Origin of the sequence: Salinispira pacifica (assembly GCF_000507245.1) — a bacterium.
Classification (GTDB): domain Bacteria; phylum Spirochaetota; class Spirochaetia; order DSM-27196; family Salinispiraceae; genus Salinispira; species Salinispira pacifica.
In genome coordinates, this window is record NC_023035.1 from 2,270,037 (window position 1) to 2,291,544 (window position 21,508).

Below are 21,508 nucleotides of genomic sequence, written 5' to 3' on the forward strand. Positions count from 1 at the left end.
GGTCATTATACATCCAATGCGGCTGAATGCGGACACTATTCACACACGACTTGAGCGAATCGAAAAAATGCAGGGGTCGGACCCGGGCTTCGCCCTGCTTGCGGTGCTTTCCTTCATAGAGGCATTTATCCGGGAAGCCCTGGAAGAGTTTTCTTCAGCCCAGACCATGCCCGATCTCCTTGAACGCTTCGGCAGACTTCGCAGCGGCGAACAGAATTACCGCCTTCAGCAGGACGGGGTTGCCCGGGAGCTTCTTCATTATCAGAAGCTGGCCAATACGGTGAGACACCATTTCAGCGAAATTACCCAGGAAGAGTTCCAGGGGGCTCTCTACAGACTGTTTGACTTTCTCGACGGGCTGAATATTCAGGATGAGTCTCTCAAGGAGCGGCTGAAACGGCTGGACGACTCCCTGAAGGTGTGGAAGGGGCACAGAAGCCATTACGATGACTTTTCCGAGCTTCTGGAAACCGGCTTCCGGCTGGCCCGGAGCATGCAGAAAACCCGGGAACTTGAAAAACAACTTGAACAACAGAGCCTGTCGGCGGAGAGTCTGAAATACGTCCAGGCCATGCAGCGCATCAGCTCGTACAGCCGAAGCCGCCGGGCTTTTGAGCGAAGACTGATCGAGCCCAGTCCGGAACAGGAACAGGTGCTGGCCCGGATCCGGAATGACCGGGATTTCCTCATCACCGGAGCTGCGGGAACGGGAAAAACACTGGTGCTGATTATGGCAGTTGAGCAGTATGTCCGTTCCCTCAGCGGGGAGCTGGACCTGGGTCAGTTCAGCCGGGGCCCCCTGCCGGTAACCCTTCTCACCTACACATCAACCCTTGCCAAATACAATAAGTACCTGGCATCTCTTTTGAAATATCCCCGTCTCCAGCTGTTCATACGAACCGTGGACAGTTTTCTGAACCGGGAAGTGGAACAGTGGCTGCCGGGCAGAAACATTGTGTACAACAGCCGGGAATACGGAGCTCTGTTCCGCCGGGTGTATAACCCTTCCTGTTCGGTGGATCCGGAAAGCTGCCTGGAGGAGATAGAACAGTACATATTTGCCCACAATGTCAGCAGAGATATTTATATTGATGAGGGCATCGTACGGAAAGGCAGAAGTTTCACGCTGAATGAAGAGCAGCGCCGCATGATCTGGGGAATCCGGGACAGTTTTGCCGCACTCATGGAAGACGAACGGATGTACACCAGAAATTACGCGCGGGTGCGGCTGGTTGAGGAGCTGGAAGCTGCCGCAGAGCGGGGGCTCAGCATCGGCGAGGAGGGCAGAATATTTGTGGATGAGATCCAGGATCTCAACCGTGCAGATCTTCAGGCCTTAAAGCTGCTCTCTCCCGGGGGTATTGTGATGGCCGGAGACAGGGAACAGAGCATCTTTCTGGGCGGATTTTCTTTCAAGGCCAGCGGTGTGTCTGTGCAACGGGGAGGCAGTGCGATTCTGAAACAGAACTTCCGCAACAGCCGGGAGATTCACCGCATCGCTTCCCTGCTCCGGGAAGAGAACGCCCCGGATGAACAGGCAGTGGTACTCCGTCACGGACCGCCGGTTGAACTGTTTACCAGCAGCGAATACCAGTCCCTGCTGAACCGCCTGGGCGAACGCTGCTCCTTCGCCCTGGAATACCTCAGTTACAGTCCGGAAAACCTCTGTATTGCAGCCCCCACCTCCCGGGATTTACAGGCCGTGCAGCGGATGCTTCAGGAGCGGGGCATGGACTCAATCTCCATTAAGGACCGGAACTTCTCGTTCTCCCAAAGCAGCGGCATCAGGCTCTCCACCCTTCACTCAATCAAGGGGCTGGATTTCGCCGGAGTGCTGGTGTTCATTCCCGGGGGGATCTGGACCGGGAAGGAAGAGGATCCCAGGCTGAAGCAGAATCTTCTCTATGTGGCGTCCACCCGGGCCATGGAACTGCTCTGGTTTTTCACCTCCGATCATCCGGATACCCGAAAACTCAACAGCTTGTACGCAGGCCTGGCCGAAGACTACCCTTCAAGCCAGGACTGAATTTTCTCCACCCGCTTGGAAGTTTCCGGGTGGGAGCGCAGCAGACGCTCCAGCGCAGCTCCGCCGCCGGATTCTGGAGCTCTTCCGCCGAACATGCTCCAGCTCATCCGCTGCTGCATCCAGTCCAGACGGTTCAGCGCAGAGGCCAGCGCCCGCGGATTGGTGCTGATTTTCACCGCACCGTAGTCGGCGCCGTACTCTCTCAGACGCATTACCGCCCGCTCGAGAATCACCGCTGCGAACCCGCCGATTGAGAGAATCAGCAGCGCCGACAGCAGCGGGAGGAAAAACAGCAGCAGGGGGGCGAAAAGGATGAGAAGGCCCAGCATGCTGGGGATGCGGGTATATATCATTCTGAATCGGGCCAGAAGGTTAAGAAGCAGAAGATCCCGGTTCTTGATATGCATGAACTCATGGGCCAGAACCGCTTCAATTTCTTCCCGGGGAAGGGAACTGAACAGGCTTGAGCTGACAATGATTCCCGGCCCCCGGGTGGTTTCAACCGCGGCGGCATTGGCTATGGGAGAATTGCTCATATACAGATCCGGGGACCTTTCCAGCCCTGCCCTGCGGCTGAGACCGTCGATTATATGCTGAAGCTCAGGGTTGCTGCCGGCTGATACCGGAACCACTCCCTGGAGATTCCCAGGGTCAATCCGGAGACCGCCGAAAAGCATCCCGCTGACGGCCATGAGTACCAGCATGAAGAGGGTGAATTCCATTCCCAGCAACACCACCGGCACCAGAAAAAAGGCAAGTGTGAGCAGTGCGCTGAGAATATTCATGCCGTGTTTGCTGTACAGAATTCGTTTCACATCATCGGCTGCAGACCGCCGTTCCGTTGTTTCCTTAATAGACATCTACGCAGAAACCTCCGCATATATTGTGCAATTTTTGTACCAACAATCGAAACTAGGCAATATCCGGGCATATTTCTCCCTGTAGTGGATTGAAACACCTCCGCCCATGGCGTTTTTACGCCCTTCTTGCATTTTTTGCATTCCCTTATCGGTACATAGCGGCTGCTTGCGAACGGATTACGGCGGAATCCAATGCGGATTCGGGGTGAAATACCCCAGATCACCGGGAACCGGTCTTTCGTCTGCGTCAGAAGGACACAGATCACTGTGAATCCGGCGGATGTCCGTGATTTCCAGGCCTATGGTTTGACATGGGCTGGATGTTTTGATGATACTGAGTATTCAACTCCGGCTCTTGGGAACAGCACCCAAAGCCCGTATTAATTCACCAGGAGGATGCCCATGCATACCCGAAACTCAGCTGTGACAGCAGGCAGAACACATCAATTATGGAAACCGGCAGCAGCCGTTATTATGCTGATATTCGCCCTTGTCTCCTGCACCACAGCTTCGGATTCTTTGGATGCCGGCAGCGCTACGGACAACGGTTCCACGGCCTTTATTCCCCAGGATAGCCGATTACTCAGCGGCGAGCTGGAAAACGGTATGGAGTACTACATCAGGGAAAATGACCGGCCGGAAAATAAGGCCGAATTGCGCCTGGTTGTAAATGCCGGCTCCATCCTTGAGGATGAGGATCAGCTGGGTCTTGCACACTACCTGGAACATATGGCATTCAACGGTACGGAAAAGTATCCGAAAAACGAGATTGTTTCATTTCTTCAGGAGATAGGGATGGAGTTCGGTCCTGACATTAACGCATATACCAGTTTTGACGAGACAGTGTACATGCTTTCGGTTCCCCTGGGTGATGAACAGCTGCTGGATACGGGTTTTGAGGTTCTCCGTGAGTGGGCGTTTCATATGAGCATCCGGCAGGAAGATGTTGATGAAGAACGGGGAGTCATTCTGGAGGAGTGGAGACTGGGCAGAGGTGCGAACCAGAGAATTCTTGAACAGATTCTCCCGGTGCTCTTTCAGGATTCGCGCTATGCGCGGCGGCTGCCCATCGGAAGCGAAGAGATTATCAGAACCGCCGACGCAGCTGTGCTCCGGCGCTTTTACGAAGACTGGTACCGCCCGGACCTGATGGCCGTTATCGCCGTGGGTGATTTCCAGGCTGATGAGATAGAGGCAAAAATACGCACAACGTTTTCCGGATACGGCGGGGAAGATGACACAGCCGGGGATGATGAGCCAACCGGGGAAGATGAGCCAAGAGAGCGGCCCCGTTACGATGTTCCTCTGTCGGATGAGGATAAATATATGTTTGTAACCGATCCCGAGGCGACCGTTACCTCCATTGAGGTGATGAACCAGTATGAGCCCTCGATCCTCAGGCGTCCCGACCAGCTTGATGACGTACTGGCCGAACAGCTGTTTTATTCCATGATCAATTCCCGCTTCTCCGAAATCGTACAGACCTCCGGTACGCCCTTCATTACCGCCCAGGCCTACTCCACCCAGTACACCCGATGGAGCGGTCACAGCGGCATTACCGTGCTGAGTTCACCCGACGGAATCCCCCGGGCGGTGAAAAATCTGGGGCTTGAAAGCGAACGGCTGCGCCGCCACGGTTTTCTTCCAAGTGAACTTGAGCGGGCGAAACAGAACCTGCTGCGCTCCTATGAAAACTATTACCGGGAACGGGATAATCGGGAACACAGCAGTCTGATGGGGGAAATTCAGGAACACTTTTTAAAGGACAGTCCGGTATTGTCTCCCTCATGGCTGTGGAAACAGGTTCAGCAGCGGCTTCCGGAGATCGATACCGGCGATTTCTCCGAAATAATCAGCCGCCGTCTGGATCCGGGAAACCGGCTCCTGCTCATCAGCGGTCCCGATTCCATTGAACAGTTCCGGCTGGAAAAGGAAGAGGCGTACACCCTCCTGGATTCATGGAATTCCGCAGAGGTAGAACCCTGGGATGACGGAGAAACCGGCACAGAGCTTGTGGAAGAGATCCCCGGTAAGGGGAATATCACCGCCAGAGAGACTGACAGCGAGACGGGAATCCACCGTTGGGAACTGTCCAACGGGGCGGTTGTCTATGTGAAACCCACGGATTTTAAGTCCGATGAGATTCTCTTCTCCGCATTCAGTCCCGGAGGGCTGAACATGGCCGAGGACGATGAATACCTTTCAGCCAGCCTTGCATCCACCATCTCCCAGGTAAGCGGACTGGGCGGGTACTCTGCGGTGGAGCTGAACAAATTCCTATCGGGAATCAATGCCTCGGTGAGTCCCTATGTGGGAGATATTCAGGAAGGACTTCAGGGTTCAGCCAGTCCGGAAGATCTGGAAATTTTGCTCCAGATGGCATACCTCAACTTTACCGATCCCCGGGCCGATCTTGATGCCTGGAATACCTATGCAGGCCGTCTCAGTTCATATCTGGAGGAACAGGAACGGGATCCCCGCTTCCGATATCAGAACAGAATCAGCCAGGTCGTCTATGACTCACACCCCAGAGCCGAGAACCTCAGCGCTGAAGATGTTTCCCGTGTGGATTTCACCACCGCTGAACGATTCTTTGCAGAACGCTTTTCCAACCCCGGAGATTTCACCTTTGTCTTTGTGGGCAATGCGGATCTTGAAGAGCTTGAGAACGGCGTTGAGCAATGGATAGCCTCCATTCCGTCGGGGGAAGAACGGGATCCGGTCCTGGATCGGGGAATGGATTATTTTGATGAAGATATCCGCAGCGAACTGAAAGCGGGTATCGAACCTCTCTCCATTGTCACCCAGGTGTGGACCGGCAGCACAGCCTGGAATTACGAGAACTATTATCACATGGCCTCATTGAGTTCCGCTCTGGACATTATCCTGGTTGAAAAGGTGCGGGAAGCCGCCGGAGGGACCTACAGCATCTCTTCAAGTTTCGCCATGTCCCGACAGCCCACCGAAGATTACCGCTTTGTCGTTCAGTTCAGCTGCGAACCATCCCGGACCGACGAGCTCATCGCCATAGTGAACGATGAGATTCAGGCCATCATCGACGGAACCCTGGAATCCGAATACGCAGGCAAGGTACAGGAATCCCAGAGAGTGAACTATTCCGACAACCTTCAGCGCAACGGCTGGTGGCTCAACCAGATTCAGTTCCTGCTGGAACATGAGCTCGATTGGGAACTGGCATTGAACAAAGAGGAATGGTATGACCGCCTCACAGCGGACAACATAATCAGCGGTGCAGAGCGATGGCTCGGTGACCAGGCGAATTACGCCGAAATAATCCTGCTTCCCCAAGAGGAACAATAATGCCCGTATATGTGAACCGTACGCTGAACCTGAAAAAGATCAAACTCATCGGTTTCGATATGGATTACACCCTGGTTCGGTATAATATCGAGATATTCGAGCGTCTCGCCCACCAACAGGCGGTGCGCATACTTGTTGAAGATTTCGGATACCCGGAAGGGATCCGCTCCCTTCCCTTCGATAAAGACCGGGCAATTGTGGGGCTGGTAATCGATACCCGCAACGGCAACATGCTGAAGCTCAGCAGGTTCGGCAAAGTGAAAAGTGCATGCCATGGTCTGGAGCACATTCACTACCGGAAAGTCCGGGATCTGTATCAGAGTGTAGCCATAGATCTGAGCCACCCCGATTACATTCCTCTGGATACCAGTTTCGCCATATCATACGGTGTGCTGTATTCCCAGCTGGTGGATGAGAAGTCCAGGGGGATGAAACTTCCGGACTTCCGCACGCTGGCACAGGACATTCACTCGGCCATCAACACCGCCCATCAGGACGGATCCATCAAGGACATCGTGCTGGACGATCTGGACCGCTTCGTGATCAGCGATCCCAAGATCCCCCAGCTTCTTGAACGATATGCCGACTACGGCAAAAAGCTCATGATCATTACCAACAGCGATTATGCCTACACCCGGCGAATTCTGGATTACAGCATCACTCCCCATCTCAAATCCCACTCCCACTGGAGCGAGGTGTTTGACCTGGTGGTCACACTTGCCGATAAGCCGCTCTTTTTTCAGGAGCAGCGGCGTTTTCTCGCCATCGATCCTGAAACAGGCTGCATGAAAAATCATGAAGGCCCGGTTACCCACGGAATATATCAGGGAGGCTGGTTCAAGAAGCTTCAGAATGATATGGGCCTTGCGGGAAACGAGATCCTCTATATGGGCGATCATATCTACGGGGATGTTGTGGCCATCAAGAAGCTGTGTGACTGGCGTACAGGTCTCGTTCTGGGGGATCTGGAACGGGAACTTGAAGGTATCCGGAAGGCCAAACCCATCCAGAGTCAGATTGACGAGCTGAGCAAGAAAAAATCCCGGCTGGAACGGGAAATCAACAGACTGGACATCGCCCGCTATGAGGGCAGCGACCCCGAGCCGGGAGAACTGGACCGCCTGTTTGAAAACATCGAAGGTATCAACAACAGGATCTCAGTGCTTCTGGGGGAATACCGGAGCAATTTCAATCCAATATGGGGGGAGGTTCTCCGGTCCGGGAATGAAGAAAGCAGGTATGCGGACCAGATTATCAGCTACGCCTGCGTCTATATGACCCGGATCTCCGATCTCTTCGACTACAGCCCCAAAACCTATTTTCGTCCCCTGAGACGCACCATGGCCCACGAGCAGGACGAATGATCTGGACTGCATCCGGGGAGCAGCTGGAACTTGAACGATTCCCCTACCCCGGCACCCGGGAGCACCGTGCCTGGGATGCATCCGACGAACTACTCTTCGAAAATCCGGCATTTCTTGCCTGGAGCACCAGGGGTGCGACCGGGATGGAAAACAGCGCCGGGGATGGGGCCGGGGTTGGACAAAACGCCGGGGATGCTGCCGGGCTGAGAAACATACTCATGTTCGATGACGATCACGGGTCTCTTGCCCTGGCGGCGGCAGGGTTCCTCGCCGGAGTCAGAATATGGCTGGTGTCCGATTCCCTGCTCACCCACCGCGCAGTCATTCACAACGATCCCGGCGACGGCAGAGGTGAACAGATTGTCCCGGTTCCCCTCCCGGAAGCTTTTTCGCCTTCACATAATGCAGCCTCTGACCCGGCCTATTCAATTGAATCCGTGGAGTTTCATGCCGTAATCATGAAACTGCCCAAATCCGCAGCCATGTTTGAGATATATTGTGACCTCGTCCGGCTTCGTGCCCCGGGCAGGCCCCTCTGGATCGGAGGAATGTCCAAACGCTGGTCTCCGGCGGTGCGAAGCCTGGAAGAATCCTTTTTCATCATGGGAACTGCGGAAAAATTCCGACGCCGCGGCCGCTGGGTGTACCACCCCGAAGCCGGACACAACGCCGAACACAACGCCGGACACAACAGCGAAAAGACCGCCGAACAAAATAACAGACCTGCAACGCGGGAGTACAGGTTCAACTCCAGGCTGTATAGCCAGAGTGCCGGCATTTACAGCTCCTCTGCGGCGGATGCCGGCAGCGTCCTGCTGCTTTCCGCCATTCTTTCCCATTATCAGGCACCTCTCCGGGGGCAACCGGGCACGAGGAAGACGGCGGAGGCGGGTCGGGCGGCGGCCCTATAAGATCCGCTGCGCAAGTTCCTCCCGCGCCGGCCCATCCAAAGCCCGTTCATTCCGGGGCTGCTAAACCCCTGCAGGCTCAAGCCCGGGCGGCGGATCTCGGCTGCGGGAACGGCATTCTGGGTATTGAATTTCAGCTCGTTTACCGGGAATGGGAAATGATATTCTGCGATGAGAGCTACAGCGCAGTGGAATCGGCTCGGGACAACTGGCTTCGGCTTTCCGGCGCTGGTGCCGGGGCGGAACTGATGCCTGGGACGGGGCCTTGGACAGGGGCAGCGGCGGGGACGGAAGCGGGGACGAATCCCGGGCCGGGGCCGGAGATGGGGCTGCAGCAGCAGCCGGGCCACAGGCCCGGTTTCTGTGCATGCCTGCGCTGGAACAGATATCCGACGGGACACTGGACCTGGTGATCTGCAACCCTCCGTTTCACTACAAGAGCATTCAAACTCAGGAAGTGGCCCGGCATATGTTTCAGGACGCTCATCGCTGTCTTCGCCCCGGGGGCGAGCTTTGGGTGGTAGCCAACTCACATCTGGGGTATGCGGGTTTTCTGGGTTCGCTCTTTTCACAGACAGCTGTTGAACAGGAATCCAATGGATTTAAAGTATACCGCTGTATAAAGTAATACGGCGGGTGACAGCGGCCCGGAAATTTCCTATGTTTAAGGCATGGGAAAGTATCTGCTTACCTGCATGGGGTGTGCACTCATGTTTTGCATATTCCTTCTCCCGGTTCAGCCCCAGGAGCTGCACGCCGGCAACGACGAACTCGGTTACCCGGTGGACCGTGTGGAGCATGCACGCAGCGAGTCTCTCTGGTCCGCCCGGATGTATGAGCTGTACACTCACAGAGACTATGAACAATATCCGCCCTTCTCACAGGCACTGAATTTTACGGATATTGATTACCCTCTGCTTCATGCCGCACTCTTTTATGAATCCAACAGGGCCAGAGTGAGCGAAGGACTGGATGCCCTTCCCTGGAATATCAATCTTGAGATTACTGCATACAATCACTCCCTGTTCATGGTGGAAAGTTACGAGTTCGCCCATTATTCGGGAGACTCAAGGCGGCGTTCGCCCAATAATCGGGGCAGCCTTGCCGGCATCACCAATCCTCAGGTTACCGAAAACATCGCCATTAATTTCGCCCTGGATTATGAAGAAGGGAGGAAATTCTATGTTCACGACGTGGATCTATACAGCTACGACAATAATCCCGCCAATTCACTCAAGCCGCTCACCTATATCGGCTTTGCAAAAAATGCGGTAAATCTCTGGATGGAATCTTTCGGACACCGCAAAAATCTGCTCAGCCCCAACGCAGTGGAGATGGGTGCCGGGGCATTCTTTTACCGGGAGGCGAATTCCGGTTACTTTCCCAAGTTCCGTACTACCCAGAACTTTCAATGGTGGACTCCGGTTATTCCCGGAGAAAGCAGGGATCCCCTTCCCCCGGGTTTCCGCCTTGAATAGGAGATGTTCGAATTCGGGTGTTTCGGCGGTTTAAAAAAATTTCAGTGCACCAAAGCTTGTAAAAAAACACAGCAAATACAAGCAGCAGTAATTCTTTTCCGGTGTATGGTTTATGAACACATTACAACCATACATCACCAGACTGCTGACCCAAATCAGCACAAATTCCCTTGATTTTACTCACCACAGCCCGGTCCCCCACTGCTCAAACCCCCATTGCCCCCGGTTTGCAGACCAGAAACCCCATGATCAGTCATGGTTCAGGTTTCATGGATGCTACTTCACCAAAGCCTTCGGCAGGGTTCCGCGCTACCGCTGTCAGGATTGCGGCAAGACCTTTTCCCTCCAGACATTCCGCATGGATTACTACGTGAAAAAGCCGGTGGACTACATTCCCCTCATCCGCCAGCTTGTCTCTTCCAGCGGACAGGGCAACATGACCCGCTTCACCGGTATGCGCTATGAGCAGATCCAGAACAGATACGAACGCATCTGCCGTGTGCTTCTGGCCATCCATTCTGATATGCGCAAGCTGATCAAACCGGAAGATGAGTTCGCCCTGGACGGCTTTGAATCCTTCAGCGTGAGTCAGTTCTTCCCCAACAACATCAATATCCTGGTGGGAAGCGGCTCAGAGTTGATATACGCAATGGGATATTCCCAGCTGAGGCGTAAAGGACGGATGACTGAAAGACAGCGGCAGAAGCGAACTGACTTGGAGCAAACCCTGGGCAAGGCTCCGGGAAATGCCGTTGAGAAATCGGTCCAGTCCATTCTTACCCACTTGTGTAAATACATGAAAGATAAAGACATACCGGATGTTACGCTGAATACCGACTATCACAAGGCGTATGTTCGGGCCCTTTCGAAGGTGCCTGAGGGCAGGTCCCGGATACATCATCGTCAGCATTCATCCACCCTGCCGCGCACCCCGTCAAACCGGCTGTTCCCGGTGAATTATGTGGACCGGCAGTTTCGCAAAAATCAGGCGAACCACGTGCGGGAGTCGGTACAGTTCGCCCGATCTCCTGCAGCAATGATGGTGCGGCTGAGCATTTATCAGATGGTGCATAATTATCTCATGCCCCGGAGGGTGCGGGATCAGAGAAAAGGAAACTGGAAGACCAGAGGAGAACAGCTTGGAGTTCCGGGATGGAAGCTTCATGAGGTAATCAGGAAACACTGGAGCAGGAGAGTTTTCCTGAACAAGTGCAGCTTGTGGGAACCAGAGAGGATGACCTGGCTGCTTGGATGGCGAAACCGGGGGATTGATTCAGGCCGAAGGCTGCCGTTTCATGTGTGGGTGTGACTGAAGTGAAGTGTGAGAGACGGGGTGGTCAGGGCTGGATTCGGACCTGAAATCGGCCTGGATTCCGGATCGATATTTCGGAGCGTATCGGCCAGACTGTGGTGAAAGTTTTTACAAGCTTTGGTGCACTGTCAAAAAAAACCGACGGATTTCTCCGCCGGTTTACTTGTCCCCGGCTTCATACCGCAGGGGACAACATCAATTCAGTTGGCAATTTAGAACAAGGTGAGTTCAAAGTTCTCATCGCCGAGAATCTTGTTATTTCCACTGTAGTTGGCAATTCCACCCACGTTGTACACTTTGCTGTATCCGATCTCTTCAAGTGCAGACTTAACGTACCCTGCACGGGTGCCGGAACCGCACATCAGGAAAATTTCCCTGTCCTGGGCTCCGAAAATATTCTGCAGTTTTGCCCGGGATTCGATGTCTTCTGCGGAGAACTCCCAGCCGTTGTTACGAACCAGAGCGTTGTTATCGAGGTATTCAAAGAATGATACCAGTTCGAAACTGTCGATGTAGCCTGCGGTATACTTGTCGGCAACATTCCGCAGATCAACATATTTCGCACCGGGACGGTAGAGGTAGGAATCGATATTGTCCATTGTCACCTCTTCAGGGAGGGCTGCAACACCGGCATATTCACCGTCACCCAGAACCTTATTTTCACCGTCGTAATCCCGGATGCCTCCGGCATTATAGACCTTGCTGTATCCGAGATCTTCCAGGGCAGCTTTCACATACCCGGCACGGGTGCCTGAACCGCACATGAGAATGACCGCTTCATCTTTTTCACCGAACACGTTTTCCAGCATGGCGCTGCTCTCAATATCAGCTGAAGAAAATTCCCAGCCATTGTTGCGAACCAGAGCCCTGCCTTCCAGATATTCAAAAAACGGTACCACTTCGAAGCCTTCGATGTAGCCGCCGCTGAACATATCGGAGAAGTTCCGAAGATCGATAAGTCGGGCGTCTGCATCAAGATAGGAATCGATATTTCCCATACTGATATCTTCATTACCGCTGAGTTCAGCAGCTGAACCTCCGCAGCTGATAAGGCTTACGGCAATCATTAAACCTGCAAGTACAATTGCGAGTTTTTTCATGTAATATCTCCTCTTGTCCGGAATCATCACAGATTCCGGAAAATCATCATTGGTATGGTGCATCGTCTCGGGATTCCCCCCTGATTCTGCCGGGCGTCCTCAGCACGGACGATGCGTTAACGTCATTTTGCTGCGGGCATCTTCTTACATATACCGTTCGTTGTGGTATTCGAACAGTCCCTGAAGCATGCGCACTGCATTATTGGGGGTAACGGTAGCGCCGGTGTAGGCATCCACTTCCCCATGCATGGGCTCGATGGCATTAATATCTTCCTGGGTTCCGCCCATAAGATTGTCTTCGGTGTACTGCATCAGCAGTTCGTGGGCAGGTATTCCGTCCCAGGTTACATAGCTGTCACCGTACATTCCTGCGGTGTAGTGACCGCTGGAGTCATCATCCCAGGAGATAAATGTTACTGATCCGTCTTCCTTGCTGAGTTCAACGTAAGCCACCGACCAGTAGTTCACCTGGGGTCCACGGCAGGTACAGGCAATATACACAACCTGATACTTAACGGTTTCAAGCTGTTCGTACTCGAAGGGAACGAAAGCAACCATTTCCGTTTCTTCCTCATGTCCGTTTACGTGAGTATAGTAGAATGCGTTTTCAACAAGAATTCCCTCACCCGAAGCCGCTTCCTGGGTTTCCGCTGATTGATTGTCTGAATCCGATCCGCACGATACAAGAACTGCAGCTGCAACCAGCAGTACTGCAATAAGGAATGCTTTTTTCACAAGCTTCTCCTATTTCTGAGTAATATACTTATATAGATAAATAATTATCTATATAAGTATATTAGGACATAGCTGCGTTTTTAGCAAGCTATATTTCACAATTTGGTGCAAAAATTTATTTAAATTCCTACTAATATATTTTTATAACAATCATACCGTTTTATTGTGAACCTTTTCACATAAATAATCATGATAGTCCTTCGTTATTTCCGGTGATGAAATTTCTCCACCCTGGAAGAACTTGCCTTTTGCCCATGGGCTGCATATGTTATGGCTCCGGAAAAGGTATGATATAATCTGATTCATACCCGATTGCACATTCCGATTACGAGGTGAATATATGGATTATCTGACAACTCTCAGCGATGAATATTTCAACAAAGGCATGACAATGGATGAGTATGTCTCCGGTGCCAGAAACTACCGGAGCTTTGTGCGGCAGCTCATGGAAAAGGCAGAAGTGAAGGACAATCAGGTTCAGCGCCTGCAGGAGCTGAAGAAGAATCTTGGAGAACTTCGGGTCACGGTGAATACCGAAGACTGGTGCGGTGACTGGGCCTGCAACGCACCCATTCTTGGGAAGCTTTTCTCGGAAGCGGGAGTGGAAATGAGAATATTTCGCGGTTCGGAATTTCCCTTGCTGAAAGAACGGTACGAACGGGACGGAGATGATCACATACCTGCCGTTTCAATCTGGAATCGGAACGGGGACGAAATGATCCGCTGGATTGAGGCTCCTGCAGCGGTTGCAGAAAAAAAGGATCGTTGGAAGAAGGAACATCCGGAATTCACCCGGACCTATGCCCTTCAGAAGGAGGATCCGAAGGCAAAAAAAGAATTTGCCGTGATGTATCGGAATTTTCTTGATATGATGGGCGAGTGGTACAGCTCGGGCATGTGGGATGAGACTGTGCGGGAAATACTTGAAAAACTGGAGAAACAGCAATGAACCCAGAACAGGATTCGATGAACGATGAGACGGTGCTGATCACCGGAGCAAACAGCGGCGTGGGCTTTGAAACCGCCAAGGCCCTGGCGCTGAAAGGTGCCAGGGTGATCGCAGGCTGCAGAAATATGGAGAAAGGCAGGCGGGCGGTTGAAGAAATTATCAGCTTCAGCGGAAATGATAAGGTCACTCTTTTGGAGATCGACCTGAGCAGTCTCGAATCGGTCCGGAATGCCGCTGCACGGGTTCTGGATGACGTACAGGTGCTGGATGTGCTGATAAACAATGCGGGAATTATTACCCAGGAGCGGGAAATCAGTGCCGACGGATATGAGCTCCAGTTTGCCACAAATCACCTGGGTCATTTTCTCCTCACGAATATGCTGTTGCCCATTATTATCCCCTCCTCCCGGGCGCGGATTATCAATCTATCCTCCGGGGCGCATTTCATGGGTAAAATTCATTTCGATGATCTCATGCTGGAGAACGGATTCAAGCCCTTCAAGGCATACGGTCAGTCAAAACTTGCAAATATTCTGTTTACCCGGTCATTGATGCACCATTTCGGACACCGGGGTATTCGTGCAAACAGCGTTCATCCCGGATTTGTGAACACCAATTTCGGAAAGAGCCGGTCATCCGAAAAGATTCACGGATTCCTGGACTGGTTTACCAATTTCGGCAAGTCCCCGGAAAAGGGCGCAGAAACCAGCGTCTGGCTCGCCTCTTCCCCTGAGGCAGGTGAATATTCCGGAGAGTATTTTGTCCGCTGTAAACCTGCCCGCACCAGCAAGGGTGCCAAGGATATGGCCGCGGCGGAAAAGCTCTGGCATGTAAGTGAGGAACTCACCGGACTGCCGGGTCTCCAGTGATGTTTTCCGGGTGATTTTCCCGGATACTGAATTTCAGCCCAGATGTTTCAGGGCTGAGAGGATTGCCGAAAAATCAACCTGTACCCAGCTGTCGTTATAAAACCCCCATATACTGGAAAATTTCAGGTCGGTCAGATCCAGAATACTGATGCTGCCGTTGATTTCCAGCTGTGAGGGTTCGGTAAGCGGTGTACCGTGTTTTGCGGTATATTTGGATCCGTAAAAATCATAGCTTTCAGACCGGGCGTAGCTGCCGTCGGAATTCCGCAGATACTCATCATCCTGCGGATGGGACGCGTAGCTCTTTTCAAAGGGATTGAGATAATCGATCATCTGCCTGGCGCTTGTGAAATCAAGTTTGGATGATTCGGCACGCTGTTTCCAGAATTTCTGATTCAGCAGATCGTAGCGGTACTGACTCTCAGCATCATTTTTTTGGATATGCTGAAGTTCTCCGATCCAGGCATTCATGGACAGCAGCCTCATCTGGGGACTGATATAATGGTTACTCACCATAATGCAGTCCGGGAGAATCCGTTCACCGGGAAAAAAGAATACCGAGGGAACGATGTAATCCTTTTCATGCCCCGGCGACAGATGAATTCGGCGGATATCCCGGGAGCTGACAAACATTCCTCCGGGCTGATTCATTTCAGGTTGATATTCGAGCCCGAACAGTCTGAAAAGATTGCGGTTCTGGGATTCCAGGTTCAGCTCAACAGGTTCATCGTTCATCCAGCGCACCACCATCCCCCGGCGAAACGGCCTTTGAAGATCATAGGAATCCAGATCTGCCGGGTCGGGCAGACAGCCCTCTTCATTCAGCAATCGCGGGGGAAGGTATTCGAAAAAATCCCGTTTCTGAAAACAATCCCCGGTCTCCATGACACAGGCGGAGGGGTAGTTGTACCGAGGACTCAATTTCCCCGCCGGGGCCGCCCCGTGGTTCCCCTCCACGGTCTGAGGCACTTCGGCAAAGTCAGGGTGCACGTCGCCCTGAGCTGCAGGATACAGATAGCTCACCCCTCTGTTATCCCGGCTGATACACTCCACCAGATCCGGGAGACTTCGGTTGTTTTGAAGGGCATGGCGGACCAGAAGGAGGGAATTCAGCCCCGGTACCCCCCGGCGCACATTTCCACCGGCGGCCAGATGCACCCCCATGGAGAGCCCGTAGGGATTCAGCCCCACCACAGATCCTGCGAAGCCCGGTGCACCGAACCCCAGATAGGGTGCAGATCCCTCCTGGTTATACAGAAGATATGCTCCGGTGCGGTTAAACACATCACAGGTGCTGAACATAAAATCCCTGCCGAAGAGCATGTGACCGTTTTGGGTCATTGTTCCCTGTGCAGCAAAGGAATTGCAGGATAAGGGGTCCTGATACTCTTCCAGACGGTACTGCAGGCCCAGAAAACCGGCCACATCGTATACGTAAGAAAGAATGGTATCCACACCATAATTCAGGGCAACCAGATCCCGGAACAAGACAGGACGGGACTTCCGTGCTCCCCGGTACATGCCGTACATCTCTTCACTCAGTTCCCAGGGAATATTGTGCATGCTCACAGCAGATCGGAGAAACACCAGTTCAGTGAGCAGATTTCCAACCACTTTCCGGAAACTGGGCCATTTTTTCAATCCGAAGGTGGAGAAGATCACATTGTTGCTGTATTCCCTGCTCATGGCAAGAATGTTGTCGGGGGCAAGAATTCCCATGAGGAAACCGGCCTGGGCGGGACGGCCCTCCAGGTAGTAGAGATACTTTTCGCTGCTGCCCTGTGGAATCGAGAAGGCCCTTCGCCCGTCGGCCTCAACGGCAACCAGGCGGCTGGAGTTGAACCCGTCCTTCTCCAGCTGCCGGATAAGAGGATCATACCGGGGCGGCAGGGTACAGCGGTACTTTTGCAGCACGGAACGGCGGCCGATGGTAAAGCGGTTCATGTTCCTGATATCTTTTCGTGCGGAGGGGTGGAACAGGGAAAACATGAACGATACCAGCAGCCTGTAGCCGTGGGTAAACTGGTCAATGAATGTAAGGACAGCCGCAAGAATCAAAAAGGCAAGCACCGATAATGCAGATACCAGACCGTAGAGCAGCCGGGGAAGAGTCCAATACATTTCAAAGGGCCGCTGTTTCATATCAGCCTCCAAACGAAGAGATACAGCACCGCCGTCCCGGGATGTGAGAAAACCGTAATAATTCGGATTCGCGGTGCTGATATATCAACTATACTGGAGACTATTTAAAAAATCCATGTTCATGGCGGAGAACCGGTCTCTTCATTGGCTTTAAGGGCCGGACGTTTCCCGGCTGATGTCCGGCAGTTTGAAGAGAGTTTGCAGGGCTCTCCGTATGAAGGCTCCCTCCGCTGCGTTATCGGAATATCAATCTATTGGGCCAGGGTAATTGCCCTGCCGTGATCATGAACTTCCACCAATCGGGAGTGGAGCGACTTAACGGCCTGATCAAAATCATCTTCTGCAATCACAAAGCGCATTTCAACCTGCCGCATGCTCTGATGTACCGACAACACATTAATATTGCTTTCCGCCAGGCTGCGCACAGACTGGGAGAGCATGCCGGCTTCGCTCATATCGGTTCCGATCACCGAAACGATGCTCACCTTCTTCTGATCAACCTCGGCTTCCGGGAACATCTCTTCGATCACCGACCGGATACGCTTTACCACCTTCAGGCTGGCGGCGAGATAATGGGTAACCGTGTTGGCGTTGATATCCTTTGCCACGGTATAGATCCGCATTTTCTTAATGAGATTGAGAATCTCCTGTTCATAGCGGCCCACATTACCCGCCATCTCCTGATCAAAAACTTCAAGGGCGTACACTCCCCGGCGTCCAGCTATAATTTCAACCATGGGAGAATCGCTGCTGTAGTCGGTGGTGATCAATGTCCCGGTATGTTCGGGCTCAAAGGTGTTCTTCACACGCAGAGGGATATTCTTCTTCCGCAACCCCTTTGCCGCCTTGGGATGAATGGCTTCCATTCCCAGATTGGCAAGATGATCCGCCACGTCGTAGTTTGTACGTCCAATGGGCACCGCATTCTCCTCGCCCACAAGTTTGGGGTCGGCGCTGCTGAGATGAAACTCTTTATGAATAACGGCCTCACGGGCGCCGGTGAGCACTGCAATCCGGCTGAAGGTCATCTCGCTGTAACCTCTGTCGAAGGTTGCCATCAGGCCGTTCTCGCTATGGGCATAGCCGGTGGCGATGGGCAGTTCCGTCTCAAGATCAACCGGGCTGAATGCCTGAATAATCCGCTCGTCCAGGGGAATGTGGCTGCTGGTCTGCCATCCTGTCAGATCCACGAAACGGGCATTTACCCCGTCTCTGCGCAGTAGAGCGGCCATATTCCAGGCGCTGTGGGCTTCACCGATGCTGGCAAGCATTTCACGAACTGTGGAAAGGTGTTCGTCCAGGGAAAAATGTCCGTGGCGGCACAGACGGTCCAGGTCGGTAAGGCAGCCTGAAGCGGATGCAAGGCGGGCATCGATGAAGCGGTTCGCTTCCTCAAGAAGCTCCCCTTCCCCGAAAAAATTCTTGTTGATGCGGTAGAGAAGGATTTTCAGTTCGCGGAAGGCCTGGTGCCAGCTGTCCTCTCCGGTGCTGTTGGCAAAAAGGCTGAAAATTCCCGGCTTGCCGTTTTTTTTGTGTTCGAGAAGCTTATCGGTAATTCCGCCGTATGCGGAAACCACCAGAATCCTCTGGTACAGGGAATCTCCTGAGGCCGGTTTTTTTACAATATTATCCCGGACCGCGGCGTAATTGCTCATGGAAGTTCCGCCGATTTTCTCGACGGTATGAACACCCCGATTCCCCGATGCCTGATCGCTTTCCGATGAGGGGGTATCCTGTAATGACTGAATCTGTATCTCTTTCATAATATCTCTCTTCGTTTTCAGGACAACTGAGCTGCGGTCTGTTTCAGCGTCCGGATTGTCTTTCTCGTTGCTATATATTCAGGACGTGGGTCCTGGCCGTTAAACGGCTCAACCGGCGAGTTGCTCATGGCGTTATAGACGAAAAACACATTGGATCTGGGTTCGGGGGTGATATTTCCGTTGGAACCATGCATCACGTTGCAGTCAAAAATGATAACCGAGCCCGGTTTTCCGGTTGCCGTAACAATTCCCCCTTCCCCGGCCAGTTTACGCACCTGGTCATCCGAGGGTACGCCCACCACCTGTTTCTTCAGCGAAGACTTAAAATTCTCTTCAGGAGTTTCGCCCTCTGTGGCAATGAACGTCTTATGTGAACCGGGAATAAGCATCAGCGGTCCGTTGTACTCAAAGTTTTCTGTGAGCGCGATTGACATGCTTAACGCCCGCATTCGGGGCATGCCGTCTTCGCTGTGCCATGTTTCAAAATCCGAATGCCAGTAAAACTCCCGCCCTCTGAAGCCCGGCTTATAGTTCACCCGGCTCTGATGAATATACAATTCATCGTTGAGAATCTGAGCGGCTATTCCTGCAAGCCGGGGGTCGGCAGCAAGATCGCTGAACAGTGGACTGTTCTCATGTATGCGGAACACGGATCGTACCTCACCGCTGTCCGGTTCGGTAATAATCTCCCCGGATTCCCGAATCTCCTGATCCCCGGAAAGCCTGAGCAGCTCTTCACGGAATGACTCAACTTCCGAAGTGCTGAACAGGTCTTCCAGAATTAAAAACCCGTCGGTTTCAAATTGCTTAACAAGACTGGCTTCAAGGGGACCGTGGGCCCGGTCGCTTCCACCAGGCCAATGAATAACAGGATCTTGGCGGGGAATACTTCTTCCCTTTTCTCGCAGCCTGCTGGGATACGGATCCTGTGATGACATAAAAACTCCTCCTAAGATGAAATGGTTTCCGCCTCAAGCTCGTAGGCGCCTTCTTTATTGTGCACCTCTTTCCCTGTCAGTGGAGGGTTGAACACACATGCCATTTTCATTTCTTCAAACGCTCTGAGAATGTGCCTGTCGTGTTTATCAAGGATATACAGGGTTCCGGCTTCTATGGGATATCGTTTCCCGTCATCCAGGGTTTCCACTTCCCCCCGGCCGGACATGCAGTACACGGACTCCAGATGATTCTGATAATGCATATAAAAGTCCGCATCCTTGTATATGGTGGTGATGTGGAAAGAAAAGCCCATATTGTCATCTTTCAGGAGCATCCGGGTGCTTTCCCAGTTGCCGTCAGGAGACACAATTCTTCTGTTCCCGGATTCTGCTTCTTTCAGGTTCCGTACAATCATGAAATAGCCCTCTCATCGTCAAAGTAATCTGTTTCTTCGGGAATGCTGTCTTCAGCCGCACATACCTGTTTTACCGCTTCCTCAACAATATCCAGGCCGGCCTTCAGATTTTCGTCGGAGATAACCAGAGGACAGAGGAACTTCACAACCTGATCGTCTGCACCGCTGGTTTCAATGATCAGCCCCTTTTTGAAGGCTTTGTGGGTGATTTTTCCGGCGATTTCACCGTTTATGCAATTAATCCCGCGGAACATACCCCGTCCCTTGGATGTGAAATTGCCCTCACCGTATTTTTCAACAATGGCATCCAGTCGCTTGGCAACATAATCACCCTTGCGTTTAATATCCTTGCTGAAACTGTCATCTCTCCAGTAATGTTCTATGGCTGCCTTGGCGGTTACAAAAGCATGGTTGTTTCCGCGGAAGGTACCGTTATGTTCGCCGGGCTTCCACTGGTCCAGATCGGGACGGATCATCACCATGGCGAACGGGAGTCCGAATCCTCCCAGGGATTTGGAAAGAGTAACAATGTCAGGCTTGATGCCCGAATCTTCAAAACTGAAGTAATCCCCGGTTCGTCCACAGCCTGACTGTATATCATCAACAATCAGGAGAACATCATGCTTTCGGCATACAAGCTCGAGATTTCTAAGCCATTCTGCGCTGGCAGCGTTGATTCCCCCTTCACCCTGAACGGTTTCAACTATCACCGCTGCAGGCAGGTCGATACCGCTGCTGGAATCTGAAAGAACCTTGTCAAGATAATGCGTTGTGTCGATATCATCTCCCAGATATCTGTCATAAGGCAGACGAGAACTGCCGTTGAGACTCACCCCGGCAGCACCACGGTGGTGGGAGTTACCGGTTGTTGCTAGGGATCCCAGACTCACCCCGTGGAACCCGTTGGTGAAAGAGATAATGTTTTCCCGGCCAGTCACATTTCTTGCCAGTTTCAGCGCAGCCTCTACGGCATTGGTTCCGGTGGGCCCGGGAAACTGGAGAATGTATTCCAGACCTCTGGGTTTCAGAATGATTTCATTAAATGCTTCCATGAACTCACCTTTGGCCTTGGTATGGAGGTCCAGACCATGGGTGATACCGTCCTGCTGGATGTAATCCATCAGCTCTTTTTTAAAGAGAGGATTATTATGCCCATAGTTCAGGGTTCCCGCACCCGCAAGAAAATCGAGGTAGCGCTTCCCCTCATTGTCGTACACATATTCACCCTGTGCTTTGGTGAATACTCTGGGAAAGGACCTGGCATATGACTGAACTTCCGATTCAATCTCGTCAAAAATCTTCATATAAACTCCTGTAATGTAGCGCC

Annotated in this window: 17 protein-coding genes and 1 pseudogene; 10 read left to right on the top strand and 8 right to left on the bottom strand. The window is 52.6% G+C overall.

Going from position 1 to position 21,508, the window contains the following annotated elements:
* The first annotated feature begins 16 nt into the window (after positions 1-16).
* Entirely contained in the window at positions 17-2,026 is a 2,010-nt protein-coding gene (locus L21SP2_RS10050) for an AAA family ATPase (protein ID WP_024268393.1), read from the top strand.
* Here the strand turns inward: L21SP2_RS10050 and L21SP2_RS10055 are convergent.
* Positions 2,005-2,886 (bottom strand): M48 family metallopeptidase, encoded by an 882-nt coding sequence (locus tag L21SP2_RS10055; RefSeq protein ID WP_024268394.1) that lies wholly within the window; start codon positions 2,884-2,886, stop codon positions 2,005-2,007. The genes L21SP2_RS10050 and L21SP2_RS10055 overlap by 22 nt on opposite strands.
* Before the next feature lie 402 nt (positions 2,887-3,288).
* On the opposite strand from L21SP2_RS10055, the gene L21SP2_RS10060 reads away from it, so the two are divergent.
* The 7 genes and pseudogenes from L21SP2_RS10060 to L21SP2_RS10085 all read left to right on the top strand — a co-directional run bounded on the left by L21SP2_RS10060 (position 3,289) and on the right by L21SP2_RS10085 (position 11,266).
* Complete coding sequence (locus L21SP2_RS10060) at positions 3,289-6,207, top strand: M16 family metallopeptidase (RefSeq protein WP_024268396.1); 2,919 nt, start codon at positions 3,289-3,291, stop codon at positions 6,205-6,207.
* Entirely contained in the window at positions 6,207-7,571 is a 1,365-nt protein-coding gene (locus L21SP2_RS10065) for an HAD-IG family 5'-nucleotidase (RefSeq protein WP_024268397.1), read from the top strand. The genes L21SP2_RS10060 and L21SP2_RS10065 overlap by 1 nt, the downstream gene beginning before the upstream one ends.
* Complete coding sequence (locus tag L21SP2_RS10070; protein ID WP_024268398.1) at positions 7,568-8,482, top strand: hypothetical protein; 915 nt, start codon at positions 7,568-7,570, stop codon at positions 8,480-8,482. Before L21SP2_RS10065 ends, L21SP2_RS10070 begins: the two co-directional genes overlap by 4 nt.
* 68 nt (positions 8,483-8,550) lie before the next feature.
* Positions 8,551-8,679 (top strand): annotated as a pseudogene (locus tag L21SP2_RS19265) (methyltransferase); the annotation flags it as partial.
* Positions 8,680-8,744: 65 nt separating this feature from the next.
* Positions 8,745-9,107 carry a class I SAM-dependent methyltransferase gene (locus L21SP2_RS18895; protein WP_024268399.1) on the top strand — a complete coding sequence of 121 codons (363 nt, stop codon included), beginning with the start codon at positions 8,745-8,747 and terminating at the stop codon, positions 9,105-9,107.
* Between the two features lie 82 nt (positions 9,108-9,189).
* Positions 9,190-9,957, top strand: a complete 768-nt coding sequence (locus tag L21SP2_RS10080) for a CAP domain-containing protein (protein WP_024268400.1) — start codon at positions 9,190-9,192, stop codon at positions 9,955-9,957.
* Between the two features lie 112 nt (positions 9,958-10,069).
* Positions 10,070-11,266: a hypothetical protein gene (locus tag L21SP2_RS10085; protein ID WP_024268401.1), complete on the top strand. Its 1,197-nt coding sequence runs from the start codon at positions 10,070-10,072 to the stop codon at positions 11,264-11,266.
* 215 nt (positions 11,267-11,481) lie between these two features.
* On the opposite strand, the gene L21SP2_RS10090 is transcribed toward L21SP2_RS10085, so the two are convergent.
* Positions 11,482-12,369: a rhodanese-like domain-containing protein gene (locus L21SP2_RS10090; protein WP_024268402.1), complete on the bottom strand. Its 888-nt coding sequence runs from the start codon at positions 12,367-12,369 to the stop codon at positions 11,482-11,484.
* 144 nt (positions 12,370-12,513) lie between these two features.
* Positions 12,514-13,104, bottom strand: a complete 591-nt coding sequence (locus L21SP2_RS10095; protein ID WP_024268403.1) for an FMN-binding protein — start codon at positions 13,102-13,104, stop codon at positions 12,514-12,516.
* Positions 13,105-13,444: 340 nt separating this feature from the next.
* On the opposite strand from L21SP2_RS10095, the gene L21SP2_RS10100 reads away from it, so the two are divergent.
* Together L21SP2_RS10100 and L21SP2_RS10105 are read left to right on the top strand one after the other, a co-directional pair.
* Entirely contained in the window at positions 13,445-14,053 is a 609-nt protein-coding gene (locus tag L21SP2_RS10100; protein WP_024268405.1) for a thioredoxin family protein, read from the top strand.
* Positions 14,050-14,922, top strand: a complete 873-nt coding sequence (locus L21SP2_RS10105; protein ID WP_024268406.1) for an SDR family oxidoreductase — start codon at positions 14,050-14,052, stop codon at positions 14,920-14,922. Before L21SP2_RS10100 ends, L21SP2_RS10105 begins: the two co-directional genes overlap by 4 nt.
* A gap of 33 nt (positions 14,923-14,955) precedes the next feature.
* Here L21SP2_RS10105 and L21SP2_RS10110 read toward each other — a convergent pair whose 3' ends face one another.
* From L21SP2_RS10110 to ectB, 5 genes are all read right to left on the bottom strand, one after another.
* Positions 14,956-17,064: a C45 family peptidase gene (locus L21SP2_RS10110; RefSeq protein WP_024268407.1), complete on the bottom strand. Its 2,109-nt coding sequence runs from the start codon at positions 17,062-17,064 to the stop codon at positions 14,956-14,958.
* Between the two features lie 251 nt (positions 17,065-17,315).
* Positions 17,316-18,827, bottom strand: a complete 1,512-nt coding sequence (locus L21SP2_RS10115; RefSeq protein WP_024268408.1) for an aspartate kinase — start codon at positions 18,825-18,827, stop codon at positions 17,316-17,318.
* A 17-nt stretch (positions 18,828-18,844) separates the two neighbouring features.
* Positions 18,845-19,765 (bottom strand): ectoine hydroxylase, encoded by a 921-nt coding sequence (thpD, locus tag L21SP2_RS10120; RefSeq protein ID WP_024268409.1) that lies wholly within the window; start codon positions 19,763-19,765, stop codon positions 18,845-18,847.
* Positions 19,766-19,776: 11 nt separating this feature from the next.
* Complete coding sequence (locus tag L21SP2_RS10125; RefSeq protein WP_024268410.1) at positions 19,777-20,181, bottom strand: ectoine synthase; 405 nt, start codon at positions 20,179-20,181, stop codon at positions 19,777-19,779.
* The gene (gene ectB / locus L21SP2_RS10130; protein WP_024268411.1) at positions 20,178-21,485 is read right to left on the bottom strand and encodes a diaminobutyrate--2-oxoglutarate transaminase; all 1,308 of its coding nucleotides are present in this window, start codon (positions 21,483-21,485) and stop codon (positions 20,178-20,180) included. The genes L21SP2_RS10125 and ectB overlap by 4 nt, the downstream gene beginning before the upstream one ends.
* Between the last annotated feature and the right edge of the window lie 23 nt (positions 21,486-21,508).